At 46.6% G+C, this 14,487-nt stretch carries 12 protein-coding genes; 6 read left to right on the top strand and 6 right to left on the bottom strand.

Annotated features, from left to right (window positions below; genetic code table 11):
• Positions 1-1,253: hypothetical protein (locus QUA83_RS16910; RefSeq protein ID WP_333294501.1), on the top strand; the 1,253-nt coding region annotated here is incomplete at its 5' end.
• A gap of 200 nt (positions 1,254-1,453) precedes the next feature.
• On the opposite strand, the gene QUA83_RS16905 is transcribed toward QUA83_RS16910, so the two are convergent.
• Positions 1,454-2,047, bottom strand: a complete 594-nt coding sequence (locus tag QUA83_RS16905) for a DUF4129 domain-containing protein (RefSeq protein WP_333294498.1) — start codon at positions 2,045-2,047, stop codon at positions 1,454-1,456.
• 609 nt (positions 2,048-2,656) lie between these two features.
• Here QUA83_RS16905 and QUA83_RS16900 point away from each other — a divergent pair.
• From QUA83_RS16900 to QUA83_RS16880, 5 genes are all read left to right on the top strand, one after another.
• On the top strand, positions 2,657-4,384 hold the full coding sequence (locus QUA83_RS16900) for a diflavin flavoprotein (RefSeq protein WP_333294495.1): 1,728 nt from the start codon (positions 2,657-2,659) through the stop codon (positions 4,382-4,384).
• Between the two features lie 338 nt (positions 4,385-4,722).
• Positions 4,723-5,352 (top strand): hypothetical protein, encoded by a 630-nt coding sequence (locus tag QUA83_RS16895; RefSeq protein WP_333294491.1) that lies wholly within the window; start codon positions 4,723-4,725, stop codon positions 5,350-5,352.
• Complete coding sequence (locus QUA83_RS16890) at positions 5,345-7,090, top strand: diflavin flavoprotein (RefSeq protein WP_333294488.1); 1,746 nt, start codon at positions 5,345-5,347, stop codon at positions 7,088-7,090. Before QUA83_RS16895 ends, QUA83_RS16890 begins: the two co-directional genes overlap by 8 nt.
• Positions 7,091-7,308: 218 nt before the next feature.
• Positions 7,309-7,575, top strand: coding sequence for a type II toxin-antitoxin system HicA family toxin (locus tag QUA83_RS16885; protein ID WP_333294485.1), 267 nt, complete (start codon positions 7,309-7,311; stop codon positions 7,573-7,575).
• The gene (locus QUA83_RS16880; protein WP_333259045.1) at positions 7,562-7,771 is read left to right on the top strand and encodes a type II toxin-antitoxin system HicB family antitoxin; all 210 of its coding nucleotides are present in this window, start codon (positions 7,562-7,564) and stop codon (positions 7,769-7,771) included. Before QUA83_RS16885 ends, QUA83_RS16880 begins: the two co-directional genes overlap by 14 nt.
• A gap of 61 nt (positions 7,772-7,832) precedes the next feature.
• Here the strand turns inward: QUA83_RS16880 and pgsA are convergent, their stop codons facing one another.
• From pgsA to QUA83_RS16855, 5 genes are all read right to left on the bottom strand, one after another.
• Positions 7,833-8,351: a CDP-diacylglycerol--glycerol-3-phosphate 3-phosphatidyltransferase gene (gene pgsA / locus QUA83_RS16875; protein ID WP_333294482.1), complete on the bottom strand. Its 519-nt coding sequence runs from the start codon at positions 8,349-8,351 to the stop codon at positions 7,833-7,835.
• A 599-nt stretch (positions 8,352-8,950) separates the two neighbouring features.
• Positions 8,951-10,312, bottom strand: a complete 1,362-nt coding sequence (locus QUA83_RS16870; protein ID WP_333294479.1) for a calcium-binding protein — start codon at positions 10,310-10,312, stop codon at positions 8,951-8,953.
• A 394-nt stretch (positions 10,313-10,706) separates the two neighbouring features.
• Positions 10,707-12,419 carry a pentapeptide repeat-containing protein gene (locus QUA83_RS16865; protein ID WP_333294477.1) on the bottom strand — a complete coding sequence of 571 codons (1,713 nt, stop codon included), beginning with the start codon at positions 12,417-12,419 and terminating at the stop codon, positions 10,707-10,709.
• Between the two features lie 705 nt (positions 12,420-13,124).
• Complete coding sequence (locus QUA83_RS16860; RefSeq protein WP_333294474.1) at positions 13,125-13,289, bottom strand: hypothetical protein; 165 nt, start codon at positions 13,287-13,289, stop codon at positions 13,125-13,127.
• 288 nt (positions 13,290-13,577) lie between these two features.
• Positions 13,578-14,423, bottom strand: a complete 846-nt coding sequence (locus tag QUA83_RS16855; protein ID WP_333294471.1) for an ADP-ribosylglycohydrolase family protein — start codon at positions 14,421-14,423, stop codon at positions 13,578-13,580.
• Positions 14,424-14,487 lie beyond the last annotated feature (64 nt).

The following is a 14,487-nucleotide window of genomic DNA, read 5'->3' as shown; positions in this document are numbered from 1 at the left end:
AGCGCGGTGTGAGTCGCCCTCAAGATGGTGATAATAACGGAAGTGCGATCGTTGATATTGGCGCTTATGAATTTAACCCTACAGTCACGCCGACTCTTACTGGTTCTTTGGGTCAAACCAATAATTACAGCAGCATCAGTGAGCTAATTACACAATGGCCTACTGCTGCCCAGAATCAAGGCATCAAACTGTTTGGGATAGCTTTTGATGGCTTTGAAACTGACTACCTTAACCCGAATGTCATCGGCAACCTCACCTTAGCAACGAACGAAAACCCTAAAAGCTGGTTGAGCTACGGTGCTGTCGCTGGTGTTGGTGTCCCATCCTCTTATGATGGTTGGTTCACCGACGCCAAGAAAATTCGGGCGGAAATCAACCATAACCCCAACACCAATCAATCTCAGGCGCTGAAGGTGAAATGGGCAGATAACCAAGACATTACTAGCGCCACGATCGACCTCAGTGCATTAAGTCCCAAAACAAGTCCTGGTTTGGGCGATCAAGGTAATGAAGTTGCTTTCCTACAACTCTTTAATAATGGGGCTCCGGTATCTAGTAGCAATTTTACTTTCACTCGCCTCAACGCTCCGATCGCTCCAAAACCGATCGCTGTGTCTTCAGATGGAGTGACTTTCATTGGCGATCGCACCGATGGCAATTTCCAATTCCAGATAGTAGGAGACTCTCTGAGCGGCGCTACTTTTGACGAACTGCGGTTCTCCACCAAAGCCTACGATAGCCCCACCGCTGCCTACGTCGCCACCTCCTTCAAAAACGATGGTTCCGACTACCTAGTGCGGAAAATTGAATATCAAGGGATTTCTAATGTGGTGAGTGCAGCGAGCATTGTCGCCGATCCACTTACTGACTTTCGTTCGGCTAGTGCGATCGACAGCAACAAAGTTAGCAATGTCAGGCAAAAGGGGATTGGCTTACAGGGTGGCAATACCGATATTGAGAACTACGATATCGGTATGGCTAATACCAGTGATGTCTTGACATCGAGTGGTATCGGGCTACAGGATGCCAGCTTGCTTGGTGGTTCAGTGCTGCCAACAGTGGATATGAGCAATTTCATCACCAACTCTTTCAATGGGGTGGCGATCGCTAATCCTAGTGTGACAGTCAATGCCACGCAGAACTGGTTGCCTTCACCTACAGGGCTGATTGTGGGTGGCACTGACCCGAATCTTATTGCTGGAGTAGGTGCTAGTTTTGTGGCTTTCAACCCATTTGCTAATCCGGTCTTATAGAACCATTTTTAGGTCGTACTCTTAGATGCTACGCCCGTTATTCGAGTACGACCTTGAACCCTTGTATATTGAAAAAAGTAGATTGCAATTGGTTATTGAGTGGGGGTTTTTGAGATTGTCGGTTTTTGGCAATTTTTGTTGGTAAACACCAACCCCTAAAATTATCGATTGGATATTATTGTTTTTTTGCGTTTACCTACTTAATCCTTAATTTGTTGATAAGCTTGCTGACACTGTTCAAAGGTTGAGGCGTCAGCTTCCGCATTTCCAAAATATAATTGCTCATGTATTCTTATCACAGTTTCGTAAGGCATGGGCTGGGGTAATTGCTGGATTAATTCCAAATATTCGCCATCAGTGCGGCTGGGTTGGTCAACCACGGTTCCCGCATCATTTAACCGCTGCAACACCGCCATGTAAAGACAGCGGCAAGCTTGGCGGTATTTGCCTTGTTGCTGCAATTTTTGCGATCGCAACAACCACTGTGCTACCGACAAATCGTTAATTGTTTTTTTCGCACTGCCATCAGTTGTTTGATTTCTATTTTGGAAATTATAAATATAAAAACGTAACAGTTGCCAAATCTGCCAACTCGCCCAGACTGCGAGCAATGCTAAGATTAACCAAAAAGCCCCTTTAGCGATCGCCCCCAAGATGGGGGAATCAAACCAAGATGGCAATTTGACATTCGGTATATTTTGGGCAGTTTTTAGTTCCCACCACTCCTGCAATCGCTGTTGCGACTGTCCTAATTGCCAACCCAAATTAGTTTTCTCAAAGGAACTTTCAGACATAGCTTTACATCCTATCGATTCCGGTTGCACCGGAATCATTGTTGACTGTTGACTGTTGACTGTTGACTGTTGAAGGAGGGGTCAAAAAAATGAAAATTGCGCGAATTATTTGTTGGCATCGGGATTCGACTTTGCGCCCGACGATCAAGCGCGGATTTGATATCATTCCGGGGCAGCCGGAATTGATATCACTTAATGTATTTGGGCTTGTGGATTTGGGATTTTTTTATTCGATAATCTTACTGCACATTTTGTATAACTGTTAAGTTGCTACTAACTAATTGACTGCTGGATAGGAATTTCCCTGGAAAACTCAGTACCTCGATCGCCCAACCGATCGAACTCGCTTGCAATAGCACACATATTTGCTTTTTGTCAAGATATCTATAGCCTTTCTCAGAAAGATGAGGTACTCATGGGCATAGGGCATAGGGCATAGGGCATAGGGCATAGGGCATAGGGCATAAGGCATACCTCACTTTTTTGAGAACCGCTATATCTCACTTTTGGGATGCTTAACTGAGTGATAGGAAATTTGATAAAGATTTACAAAAGAAACGTGTCAGAATGAAGACAATAAGGTAATGGGTAAAAGACAAGGAGGCACTGATGGTAGCGCTGACTGAACGAGTCCAACGCAGATTGACGGTGGAAAAAGTCGAAATTGCCCCTGATACAACGGCAATTCGATGCCTGGACTGGGATAGAGACCGCTTTGACATCGAATTCGGACTCAAAAACGGTACAACATACAACTCATTCATCATTCGCGGTGAAAAAACCGCCCTCGTCGATACCTCGCACGAGAAGTTTCGCCAGCAATACATGGAAACTCTGACAGGCGAAATTGACCCGAAAGAGATTGACTATCTAATTATCAGCCACACCGAACCAGACCACAGCGGTTTAGTCAAAGATGTGTTGGCGCTGGCACCCCAAGCGATTGTCGTGGGGGCGAAAGTAGCAATTCAATTTTTAGAAAACCTTGTACACCAACCATTTGAGCGATTGGTAGTAAAAAACGGGGACAAACTAGATTTAGGAAACGGCCACATTATCGAATTTGTATCGGCGCCGAACTTGCACTGGCCTGATACTATTTTCAGCTACGACAGCAAAACTCAAGTGCTGTTCACCTGCGACGCTTTCGGGATGCACTACTGTTCCGACAGCACCTTCGATGACGATTTAGCAGCAGTTGAGGAAGATTACCACTTTTATTATGAGTGCTTGATGGCTCCCAATGCTCGATCGGTACTCGCTGCGATGAAGCGGATGGCAGAATTGGGAGAAATCAGTACGATTGCGACCGGTCACGGGCCGCTGCTGCGGCACAATGTGGTGGAACTTACCGGACGCTACAAAAAGTGGAGCCAAGCGCAAGCTAAGTCAGAAACCACTGTAGCGGTATTTTACACCTCCGACTACGGATTTAGCGATCGACTCAGCCAAGCGATCGCCCACGGTATCACCAAAACCGGTGTCGCTGTGGAAATGATGGATTTGAGAATCGCCGACTTACAAGAAGTTGCGGAACTTGTGGGTAATGCTGCCGGTATCGTAATTTGTTCGCCACCGAGTGGCGGTACTGCTGCTGTGAATGCCGAAGCCGCAATCAACACAATTTTAGTTGCAGCTAACAACAAACAATCTTTCGGTTTGTGCGAATCCGGCGGTGGCGATGATGTATCTATTTACCCGCTGCGAAACAAGTTCAAAGAGTTGGGTTTAAAAGAAGCATTTCCCAACATTTTAATTAAAGAATCACCGACTGAAGCGAGTTATCAACTTTGCGACGAAGCCGGCACCGACTTGGGACAGTGGCTGACGCGAGACAAGGCTGTCAAACAGATGAAATCCCTCGACAGCGACCTCGATAAAGCGTTGGGACGGATCAGCGGCGGACTGTACATCATTACCGCTCAAAAAGGCGAGGTTAGCGGTGCGATGCTAGCTTCTTGGGTAACTCAAGCTAGCTTTAAACCGCTGGGTTTAACAATAGCAGTTGCGAAGGATCGGGCGATTGAATCGATGATGCACGCGGGAGATAAATTTGTTCTCAACGTGCTGGAAGAAGGCAATTATCAAACTTTGATGAGGCACTTTTTAAAGCGTTTTGCTCCTGGTGCAGATCGATTTGCGGGAGTTAAAACTCAACCAGCAACCAACGGTTCTCCGATTCTGACAGATGCTTTGGCGTACATGGAATGCGAAGTAGTCAGCCGGATGGAACTTTCGGATCATCATATCGTATATGCGATCGTCGATAGCGGCCGCGTCTCCAATCCCGATGCACTGCCGGCAGTTCACCACCGAAAAGTCGGAAATCACTATTAGGAAGTCAGTTGACGGTTGACGGTTGACAGTTGACTGTTGACGGTTGGCAGTTGTCAGGTGCAAAGGGGAAATTCAACGATATATTGATTGACTGTCTGAGTCTACACACCCCAAAGGTATTAGTAAGGTGCGTCAGCCGATGTTTTATTCGACTTCATCATCGACTATCTACTGACGCACTCTACAATTAGAGTCGAGGACGCAACTGGCTACGCAACAACTCTCAACGTTGGCTGCTGGTGGCGCACCTTACCGGGTTCTGCCTGTTGGGTGCGCCACCAGCAGCAAACCTGGCAAACTGTTGTCATTTAGACTCCATTTTAATAGGGGAATTGCCAATGCCTGCCAATCTTTTAGAAGACCGAGATTACACAATTATTATTGCCAGAAGTGATGCCAGCAGAGACCCTCACCATCCTTTGTACGAGGATTGGGTAGAAGCACAGGCATCTCTGATCGACTTAGCAAAAAAATGTCAGGAATTTGACAGCGACGGCATCACCGTTTATGAAGCTTCTACTCCTATGTGGAAGTATAAAAATTCAAATGTTGCCCGGTTAGCTGAAATTTTGCAGCGACAAAATACGGAACCGGATTCAGAAAAACCGACTACAGTTCATTTGGAAGAAGCTCTGAAAGAAACTTTTAGCGATTATTTCGCAAGCAAACCAAATCCCAAAGGGAAGAACGGAGCAATAATTGTTGCAGTTCTAGATCAAAAACCAGAAAATACCGCTGCTGTCGCTGAAATTATTGTAAGTGCAGCAAATAAAATAGATAAAGACGAAGAAATTGGAGTGAGCTTTATCCAAATTGGGGATGATTTGGAAACCAGGGAATTTCTGACTGACCTGGATACCAATTTACAGGGTCGAGGCGCAAGGTTTGACATTGTAGATACCAAGTTTTGGCACGAAATCAAAAGAAGTTCTGTAGTTCAGTTTCTCATAGGTGCAATAAATGACTAATACTTTGACTCCTAGACTAGCATCGGATGCCAAACCCCGCGACGTGCAGTTTATCCCGATCGCACTCGATACTTTTATTGTGCGATCGCGCACTTGGGACAGACTCAAATTTGAAGTCGAGTATTCGCTGCAAAAGGGGACGACAGCCAATAGCTATATTATTCAAGCTGACCAAACTGCTTTGTTCGACCCGCCGGGGGAATCTTTTACTCAAAATTACCTGGAATTTTTGCAGCAACGGGTGGACTTGACAAAGCTAGATTACGTGATTTTAGGGCATTTCAATGCTAACAGGTTAGTAACAATTAAAGCTCTGTTAGAATTAGCTCCTGAAATAGCTTTGGTTTGCACGAATCCAGCAGCAATTAGTTTGCGAGCCGCTTTTCCCGACCAAGAATTAAACATTATGATTGTTCGGGGAGAAGAAACTCTCAATTTAGGAAAAGGTCACGCCTTAAAATTCATCGCGACTCCGACTCCCCGCTGGCCTGACCAACTTTGCACCTACGATCCGCACACTCGAATTGTGTTCACTGACAAACTATTTGGAGCTCACGTTTGCGGCGACCAAGTATTCGATGAAGGGTGGAGCGTTTACAGCGAAGATCGGCGCTATTATTACGATTCCCTGCACGCATCTCAGGCAAAACAAGTGCTGACGGCAATGGATAAATTCGCCGATTTACCAGCAGCATTTTATGCTCCCGGTCACGGCCCGATCGTCCGTTACGGCCTTAATGAACTGAGTAATTTGTATCGGGAATGGAGCCAGCAACAAAATTCAAAAGACTTGACAGTTGCTTTGATTTATGCTTCGGCTTACGGAAATACGGCTACTTTAGCGCAGGCGATCGCCAAAGGAATTACGAAAGCCGGCGTTGCGGTGGAAAGTATCAACTGCGAATTTGCCGAACCCGGAGAAATTAAAGAGGCGATCGAGAAATGCGCGGGATTTATTATAGGAACTCCCACGCTAGCAGGACACGCTCCGACGCAAATTCAAACTGCTTTGGGAATTGTTTTATCTACCGCAACTAAGAGCAAATTAGCGGGGGTTTTCGGTTCTTTTGGCTGGAGTGGAGAGGCGATCGACTTAGTGGAAAACAAGCTGAAAGATGCCGGCTATCGAATTGGATTTGAGCCGATTCGAGCCAAATTTAAGCCGACGGCGGCGACGATTCACGAGTGTACAGAAGCGGGAACAGATTTTGCTCAAGCTTTGATTCGAGCGCAAAAATTACGGGCACCGAAACCGCAGTTAGCAGCGGGTAGCGATCGCACTGAACAAGCCGTAGGGAGACTCGTTGGTTCGCTGTGTGTAGTCTCGGCGAAGCGGGAGGATGTCACCAGTGCGATGCTGGCTTCGTGGGTGTCGCAAGCAACCTTTAATCCACCCGGTGTGACGATTGCGGTGGCGAAAGATCGATCAATCGAATCTTTGATGTATGCCGGAGATAAATTTGTGCTCAACATCTTAGCAGAAGGGCGACAGTTGCGGAAGTATTTCATGAAAAACTTTGCTCCCGGAGAAGACAGATTTGCCGGAGTCGAAACAATGGAAGCTAGCAACGGCTGTCCGGTTTTGACTGATGCTCTAGCTTATCTAGAATGCAAAGTGATCAGTCGGATGGAATGCGGCGATCACTGGGTAGTTTATGCGGCGATTGAAAACGGTCATTTGCTGCAAAATGACGGTGTGACAGCGGTGCATTACCGGAAATCTGGGACTCATTATTAAGGAATTTGTCATTCGTCAGAATTTTTGATTCTGGCTTCTGATTTCTGACGAATGACTTTCGAGCGCCAACTCAGAAATATAGCCTTTCTCAGAAAGATGAGGTACTCATGGGCATAGGGCATAGGGCATAGGGCATAGGGCATAGGGCATAGGGCATACCTCACTTTTTTGAGAACCGCTATATGTCATCATAAAATAACTGAGCACTTGGACAGAGCGTGAGTCAACCAGACAAACTGCTAGCTAAAATCTTACTCGGTAATTCCGACGCCAATATACCCTTTGCTCAACTTTGCCAACTTTTACGCAGACTCGGCTTTGAGGAACGGATTCGCGGCAGTCACCACATATTTGCTAAAGATGGTGTTGAAGAAATCCTAAATATTCAACCCAAAGGCTCGCAAGCCAAAGTTTATCAAGTCAGGCAAATTCGTGAGGTAATTCTCAAACACCAACTAGGAGGTCAAAACGATGCTTCGCTATGAAATTATCCTCTACTGGAGTCAAGAAGACCAAGCATTTATTGCCGAAGTGCCGGAATTACCCGGATGCGCTGCGGATGGCGAAACTTATCAAGAAGCACTACAAAATATCGAGATTATTATGCAGGAGTGGATTGAGACGGCTCAGGAATTGGGGCGTTCTATTCCTCAACCGAAAGGTCGCTTGATTTCGGCTTAGTTTAATAGGAATTTAACTCGTTACCAGGAATAGCTTGGGAACGAGTAATCAAGAAGGTAGCTTACTTTTCCTCACCAGTCTTTTCCGGCCACAGATAAATAGCGCCAGAAATCAAAGTTAAAGCCACAGAAACCCAAAAAGCAATTAATGCGGGAAAATCCCACGCTTCAGACAGAGGAGCAATTAAAAGTGCGATCGCCACAATCTGACTTACCGTCTTCAACTTCCCCCAAATATTAGCTCCCGAAATCGTAGTTTTATTAACACGCCACCCCGCAATTGTCAACTCCCGACAAAAAATCAAAAACACTCCCCAAGCCGGGATTTTCCCCAACTCAATCAATACCAAAAGCGGCGCGAGCACCAACAATTTATCAACCAAAGGATCGAGAAACTTACCCAAATCGGTAATTTGATTCAGTTTCCTAGCCAAATAGCCGTCCAGCCAATCCGTAGCCGCAGCTACCACAAAAATTGCGGTGCAAATCCAGCGGCTTTGCGGGCTTGGATCGTACAAACCGTAGAGCAGAAAAGGCACTCCCAGCAAGCGAGAAAAAGTGATCAAATTAGGCAAATTCATAAATCAAAAATTAAGGGCTACTCTACGAAGGCTTTCCTTAATTTAACATTTACACGACTTATAATCAGGTGGATTTACTTAATTAAACAACATTCTGATTATACTTGTCACAAGATTGGAGAATTTATCGGATCAATTTGTTGTGTCGCCTCGCGCGATCGAATTCGATTTTTACTCCCGATTGGCGATCGTAACTGGCTAGAAAAAGTCTGAAACAGAGTTCACTAGCTCAGGGTAATCTTTGGCGATCGCGGCTACCTCATGGCGAAACTGGGCAGGGAAATTGGCAGGAAGAAAAAGGATCTGCGGATTCCTGGCCAAAGACTAAACTCCTGCTGCCTTTAAAGAGACAGCAGGAGATAAAAACTGTCAAGGGACAGAATATAGATTTGTGCGGTGGTGGCAAGAAAACATGAACTTATTTACCGCGTATAAAGCCAGCTTGCGCTTGGTTTGGGCTTAAAATTTGTTTAAATCTTGCACTATTCTCAAGAACAGGCTTTCCGGCCTGTTCCACAAAGAGTGAATTTTCTTGTGGAACAGGCTTTTCGGCCTGTTCCTAAAAAGCTTATTGAGAATGGTGCAACATCTCAGGTTAATTAAATGAGTGGTTCCTCAACGAAGTGCGAGGCGTTAAATTGACGCACTCCTTGAACCACAGCTAGCGTTTCCGCTTGAGAAATCGGAATTCCGGCTTCAGGCGTGACGTAGATCCGGGTACTCGGAGTAGCAACCCCGTTAACTGTCAGCGAGATGTTCTGGAATGATAGCTGCTCAAAGGTAATCCCCTCCAGTAAGAAGTAGTCAGTCCCTTTCACGAAGTCCACGATGTAGTCACCCGCAGGAGGAGTAATAACTGGCTCACCGGGATCGATTGGTTCGGGCACAAAATCGGTGAACAGCAACTGGAAGTAGTCGGTGTCAGCCCCGCTGGTTAGCGTGTCGCGGGCGGTTTGAGTCTCCGCATCTTCGCCGCCAAAAAGTAGGTCAATGCCAGCACCACCGATGATGCGATCGACACCTGCACCAGCATCCAGGAAGTCATCCCCTGCACCACCATTGAGGATGTCATCGCCAGCCAGTGTTTCAGCAACTCCGTAGTCGCCATAGATAGTGTCATTGCCACCCAGACCATTGAGGTTGTCATTCCCCTCGCCGCCATCAATGAAGTCGCCTTCAGCGCCACCCCTGATGGTTTCTAAGCCAGTGCCACCTAACAGGGTGCTAGAGCCAGCGCCACCATCAAGGATGTCATTGCCATCCCCACCATCGAGGAAGTCAATGCCATCGCCACCATTGAGGAGGTCATCTCCGGCATAGCCGAGCAGAGTATCATTACCTGTGCCGCCATCGAGGGTATCGTTGCCGCCGCCCGCTAAGCTGTCGCCTTCTCCGTAGAGAGTGTCGTTACCGTCGCCGCCAACCAGGGAATCCGCTCCCCCAAAAATTTCGCCTTTTTCATCATCGCCGTAGATCTTGTCATCGGTAAAGCCACCAATAACGGTGTCATCGCCAGCACCACCAAACCCCGTATCCTCGAAACCTACAAAGAGTTGGTCTTTTCCAGCCCCACCATCGAGGAAATCTTTACCATCGTTGGCATCGTCGGCATTTGAGCCTCCGTACAGGGTGTCATTGCCATCCTCGCCATACAATGAGTCTTCGCCTGAATCGCCAAAAAGTCGATCGGCTCCGATTCCACCATATAGGTTGTCCTTCTCCAGCCCACCGTAGAGGAAGTCGTTACCATCCTCACCATATAGATCGTCTTCGCCGTTTTCTCCGTAGATGCGATCGGCTCCAGCACCACCATACATAGTGTCTTTGTCGTCTCCACCGTAGATGCTGTCGTTAGCGCCTAAGCCATACAGCAGATCTTCCTTGCCAAAGCCGCGAATCACATCGGCGTTATTGGTTCCGGTCAGGGTATCGGGTTCTGGAGTTCCATTTCTGACAGCCATAAATTTCTCCTAGTGTTATGTAAATTTCTCGTGGTTATCGAAAATTTGGGTCTTAAACCCCGCCCTTCGCTTGACGGCTTGATGCTATAATGTAAACAAGTCGCCACAGGCAGGGCATTGAGAGACTCTAAACAAACGTGGATAGAAGGTAAAACTACCTCGGTACCACATCTCAAGGTCGCGTCAAAGAATCACTGCTCATGAAGAGACGGTGAGGTATATCAAGTGAACTTGGCACATAGCCCCAAAGTTTTTAGTGCACCCTAGAAGTCGGTGCTTCGTTACCGCTGGCAATCCTCACAACTCCCTCTTCCAACCTTGAAAAAGGGGGGGAGCGAGGCCTCGATAGAAAAAATAAACTCTGAGCACCCATTACACAGACTCCGACTTGAGGTTACGAGAACTGGAAGGTGGGCCTGTTGGCCGAGTTGGTATTGGTGCTGATATGAGCTGCCGTAAATGAAGTGTTAGCTAGGGTGATCAACAGCGCGCCTGTGCCAAAACCGGCATCGCCAGCAATGCCATTGCCCAATCGCAATTGAGTGTTGGCGCCAGATGGCACCACATCGATCGCTGCAATGCCACTGAAGGATAGGATGTCTCCGCTGGCTCCGAGGGTGAAACCATTCACGCGATCGGAACCATGACCACTGCGGTAGTGAATGGTATCTCTGCCACCCCCACCCGTCAGGGTGTCATTTCCCGCAGCACCAAACAACGCATCATGGCCAGGACCACCGGTCAGGAGATCAGCACCGCTACCGCCATCCAGGTAATCATCCCCGTCACCGCCCTGGATGGAGTCATCGCCGTCGAGCCCGAAGACATTATCGTCGCCTCCGGTTCCAGTCACGGTATCGCTGCCGCCAGTCCCCATCGTCAGACCCACAACATCGACTGCATTGACCCCAGTCATGTTCGCCCCGACCATAACGGCACCAGTGAAATTGGCTTTGCCCAGGTTGGCATTGGTGAAGTTGGCATTGGTGAAGTTGGTACCGATAAAACTCCCCACCTCTAGGTTGGCACCTGACAGATCGGTGTTGCTAAAGTTGGTCAGCTCATCCCCAACCGCTTCCTTGAGGTTTGCGCCTGTCAGGTTTGCCCCTGTAAAGTTGGCTCCAGCCACATTACTCTTCTCAATAAGAGCGTTGTCTAACTCGACTCCGCCCGTCAGGTTAGCGCCAACGAGAATGGCTCCAGCCAGGTTGGCATTGCTGAGATCAGCACCAACCATGATTGCATTGCTCAAATCAGCACCGTCCAGGAATATGCCTTCTGCAATCACCTGAGTCAGGTTCGCGTTGTTCAACTCAGAATCTGCGAAACTAGCACCGCCCATTTGAGTGCGCGTACCATTTTCATGAGCGCTGAAGTCAGCACCAGCCAGATTGACATCTTCGGCACTAAAGCCAGTCATATTGGCTCCGCGAAAGCGAGAAGTTGTCCGTGTCAATCCCTCGGGTGGGTCGGCATCCGTCAGATTAACCTCACTCAGGTTGGCAAGGTCAAAGATGGCGTTGCTGAGGATAATGTCTGTGAAATTAGTCGATGCGTCGAATTGAGCGCCAGTAAAGTTCGCATCGATCAACAAGGTTGCTTCCAGACCAGCACCCTGGAATTTGGCATTCGTCAAATTGGCACCCGCAAAGTCAGCCGCTTTCAGATTCGCCTGATAGAAATCAGCACCCGTAAAGTTTGCTCCTCTTAGGTTCGGTCGCTGCGACTGTTCGCCGCTGAGATTGGCATCATGGAGAATGGCATTGGTCAGGTTGGCGTTGGACAGGTTGATGAATTTTGTGCTGATCAGCGACAGATTTACTCCAGTTAGGTTGGCGCGACTGAAATTGACGTTTTCTAAGGTCGCTTTATAAAAATTCGCCGGTCCAAAGTTGGTATTGGCAGCAAAAATCGCATCCGTTGCATCTACATTCAGTAGAAAGGCTTCTTCAAAGTTGGTACCTCTGAGTTGAGTGCGCGTACCTTGATCGTTGCGCCTGAACAAGACGTTTTCGAGTCGGGCTTTGAAGAATGTGGAACCATTCAGGTTTTGCCCACTAAAGTTATTGCCGACCAAACTTTGATTACTAAAGTTTTGCGCTACCATTTGTAGTTACCCAAAAGTGAAAATTTAGGTTTTGAAGAGCATGAAAAAATTGGTCTTGACTTTAGACTTTAGACTCAAATATTTTTAATGGCTGAATCTGGCTACATCCTATGAGAGCCCCAAATTTCCCACAACCGGCAAAGGCTCTTCTTTACACAATCTTTAAAAAAAAACCTACTTTTATAAAGATAGTGTGAATTTATTCTTAAAAAGCATAATTTTTTATAAGAAAATCCAGTATTTTTACTGAAAAAGCACAAACTGATTCTGGCTATTCGCTGTTATGGCCTTCGTCAGGGCAACGCTCTTGACTCCTGAATTCTGCTGTAAGTGCTGCGAGTTCTGGGTATGTTTTTTTTTATTCAAAACTTACGCAACTGGCACAATTGATAGGGGTTGCCAGAAACCTGAAAACCTTAATAATCGACCAATAACAACGAGGTCTGACGCACCCTACAAATTGACTTAAGTGTGACAGTTGCGTAAGTCCTATGAGCTTTATCTAAGGGCGCTCGATAAGTTTATATACTTACCGATAACTATCGGTGCGAACATCCCAAGTAATTGTGAGTGGCTCTAACAATTTTTGGCATTGCTGCTGCTAGAGGATAGAGAGCCAAACTCGCCAACCCCCGGCAACTAAACTATTTTTTTTGTGATAAATTTGTAATTTGAGATACAGAATTTAATGGAGAATTGTGGATTTTAAAAATATCTCGATCGACCTGCAATTCCTGGTCTTAAACCACGATCGCATTCGGCAGCTTCGGCAGCAACCAGCGGCACAGACCAAGCACCCATAACCCCCGCACAAATCGCCTGATTAATCCCCATCGGCGACATTCCCGCACGGCTGACCAAAGTATTCAATTCGCGGTTAAACTACTGCACAAAAGGCACTCCCAGTAAGCGATAAAAAGTAATCAAATTAGGCAAATTCATAATAGAAATAAGTTCGGAAACGAAACAGTGTAAGGGATTTAACGGATGTAACAGATATCAGGAAGAAGTCAATCGATTTTAGATTTTAGATTTTAGATTTTAGATTTTAGACTGAAGGATTGACCCCACGGATAAATTCGGGGGTTCCTTTATCGGATACAGGTTTTTTATTTCTGGACACATGAATCCGGGGGCTTGTATCCTAGATGCTTTCGGTCAGAAGTCGCTCCTGCAATTCATTAACTGTCGATCCAGTTCTATGATATAATCTCTGCCGTAAGATAGATTTTCTAACCCTTGTACCAGATTTTCTGGCAGGTCTTGGGCAATTTCAATGCTACAGGAACCAGCAGCTAAAGCAATAGTTGCTACTGTATCGACATCTCCCGAAAAAGCAATGCAATCTTGGAGCAGTGTGCTCATACTATCATTTCGCATGACAGCAGTAATAGCTGCTCTAACACAGACCAAACCTTTAGTGCTGACTTCTCCTTGCCAAGGTATCGACCACTCACCAGGGACGTGCTTTTCTATAAAATTTCCCAAATTCTTCTTTAAACCTAGCTGATAAATAAAGTAATGGGACATCAAAGCAGCAGCTATAGCTCCATTAATGCCATCGGGAGTGTTGTGTGTAATTGCAGCTTGAATGGTAGCATTTTCAATTACTTTTTCAATAGTAGGAAAAATGCCAATCGGGCCGGCTCGCATCGCAGATCCGCTTTTATCGCTAGCGGAGTGAATTTTTGCTAAGAATTCTTTTCCGTCTTGAACTTGTAGCAAAAAATTGTACATTTTGCCAGCATAACCAAATCGCCGATCGCGGTGAAAAGCTGCCACAAATTTGCTGGCTAAAAGTTCCGGCGTCCAAGGTTCTCGGCTGACGATAGCTTCTGCGACGGCTAAACTCATCTGCGTATCGTCTGTGTAACATCCAGGCTGGATGTCGTGACGGGGATGCTTGATGTAGCCCTTGAGATTGTTGTACAATTCGATCGTCTGCTGGTCAACAAATTCAAAACCCGCACCGTAAGCGTCACCAATCGCTAATTCTATTAACATATATAACCTTTCTCACTAACAGGAGGTGCTCATAGCGCATAGGGCATAGGGCATAGCGCATAGG

The organism is Microcoleus sp. K1-B1, from assembly GCF_036704705.1.
Classification (GTDB): Bacteria; Cyanobacteriota; Cyanobacteriia; order Cyanobacteriales; family Microcoleaceae; genus Microcoleus.
The sequence above is the reverse complement of the archived record's forward strand: the minus strand, read 5'-3'. Positions and strand labels throughout refer to the sequence as shown.

Excerpts from the sequence above, each read along its gene's own strand:
- QUA83_RS16905 (WP_333294498.1), bottom strand. The coding sequence starts at position 2,047 with ATGTCTGAAAGTTCCTTTGAGAAAACTAATTTGGGTTGGCAATTAGGA.
- QUA83_RS16880 (WP_333259045.1), top strand. The coding sequence starts at position 7,562 with ATGCTTCGCTATGAAATTATCCTCTACTGGAGTCAAGAAGACCAAGCA.
- QUA83_RS16865 (WP_333294477.1), bottom strand. The coding sequence starts at position 12,419 with ATGGTAGCGCAAAACTTTAGTAATCAAAGTTTGGTCGGCAATAACTTT.
- QUA83_RS16870 (WP_333294479.1), bottom strand. The coding sequence starts at position 10,312 with ATGGCTGTCAGAAATGGAACTCCAGAACCCGATACCCTGACCGGAACC.
- pgsA (WP_333294482.1), bottom strand. The coding sequence starts at position 8,351 with ATGAATTTGCCTAATTTGATCACTTTTTCTCGCTTGCTGGGAGTGCCT.
- QUA83_RS16900 (WP_333294495.1), top strand. The coding sequence starts at position 2,657 with ATGGTAGCGCTGACTGAACGAGTCCAACGCAGATTGACGGTGGAAAAA.
- QUA83_RS16855 (WP_333294471.1), bottom strand. The coding sequence starts at position 14,423 with ATGTTAATAGAATTAGCGATTGGTGACGCTTACGGTGCGGGTTTTGAA.
- QUA83_RS16890 (WP_333294488.1), top strand. The coding sequence starts at position 5,345 with ATGACTAATACTTTGACTCCTAGACTAGCATCGGATGCCAAACCCCGC.
- QUA83_RS16895 (WP_333294491.1), top strand. The coding sequence starts at position 4,723 with ATGCCTGCCAATCTTTTAGAAGACCGAGATTACACAATTATTATTGCC.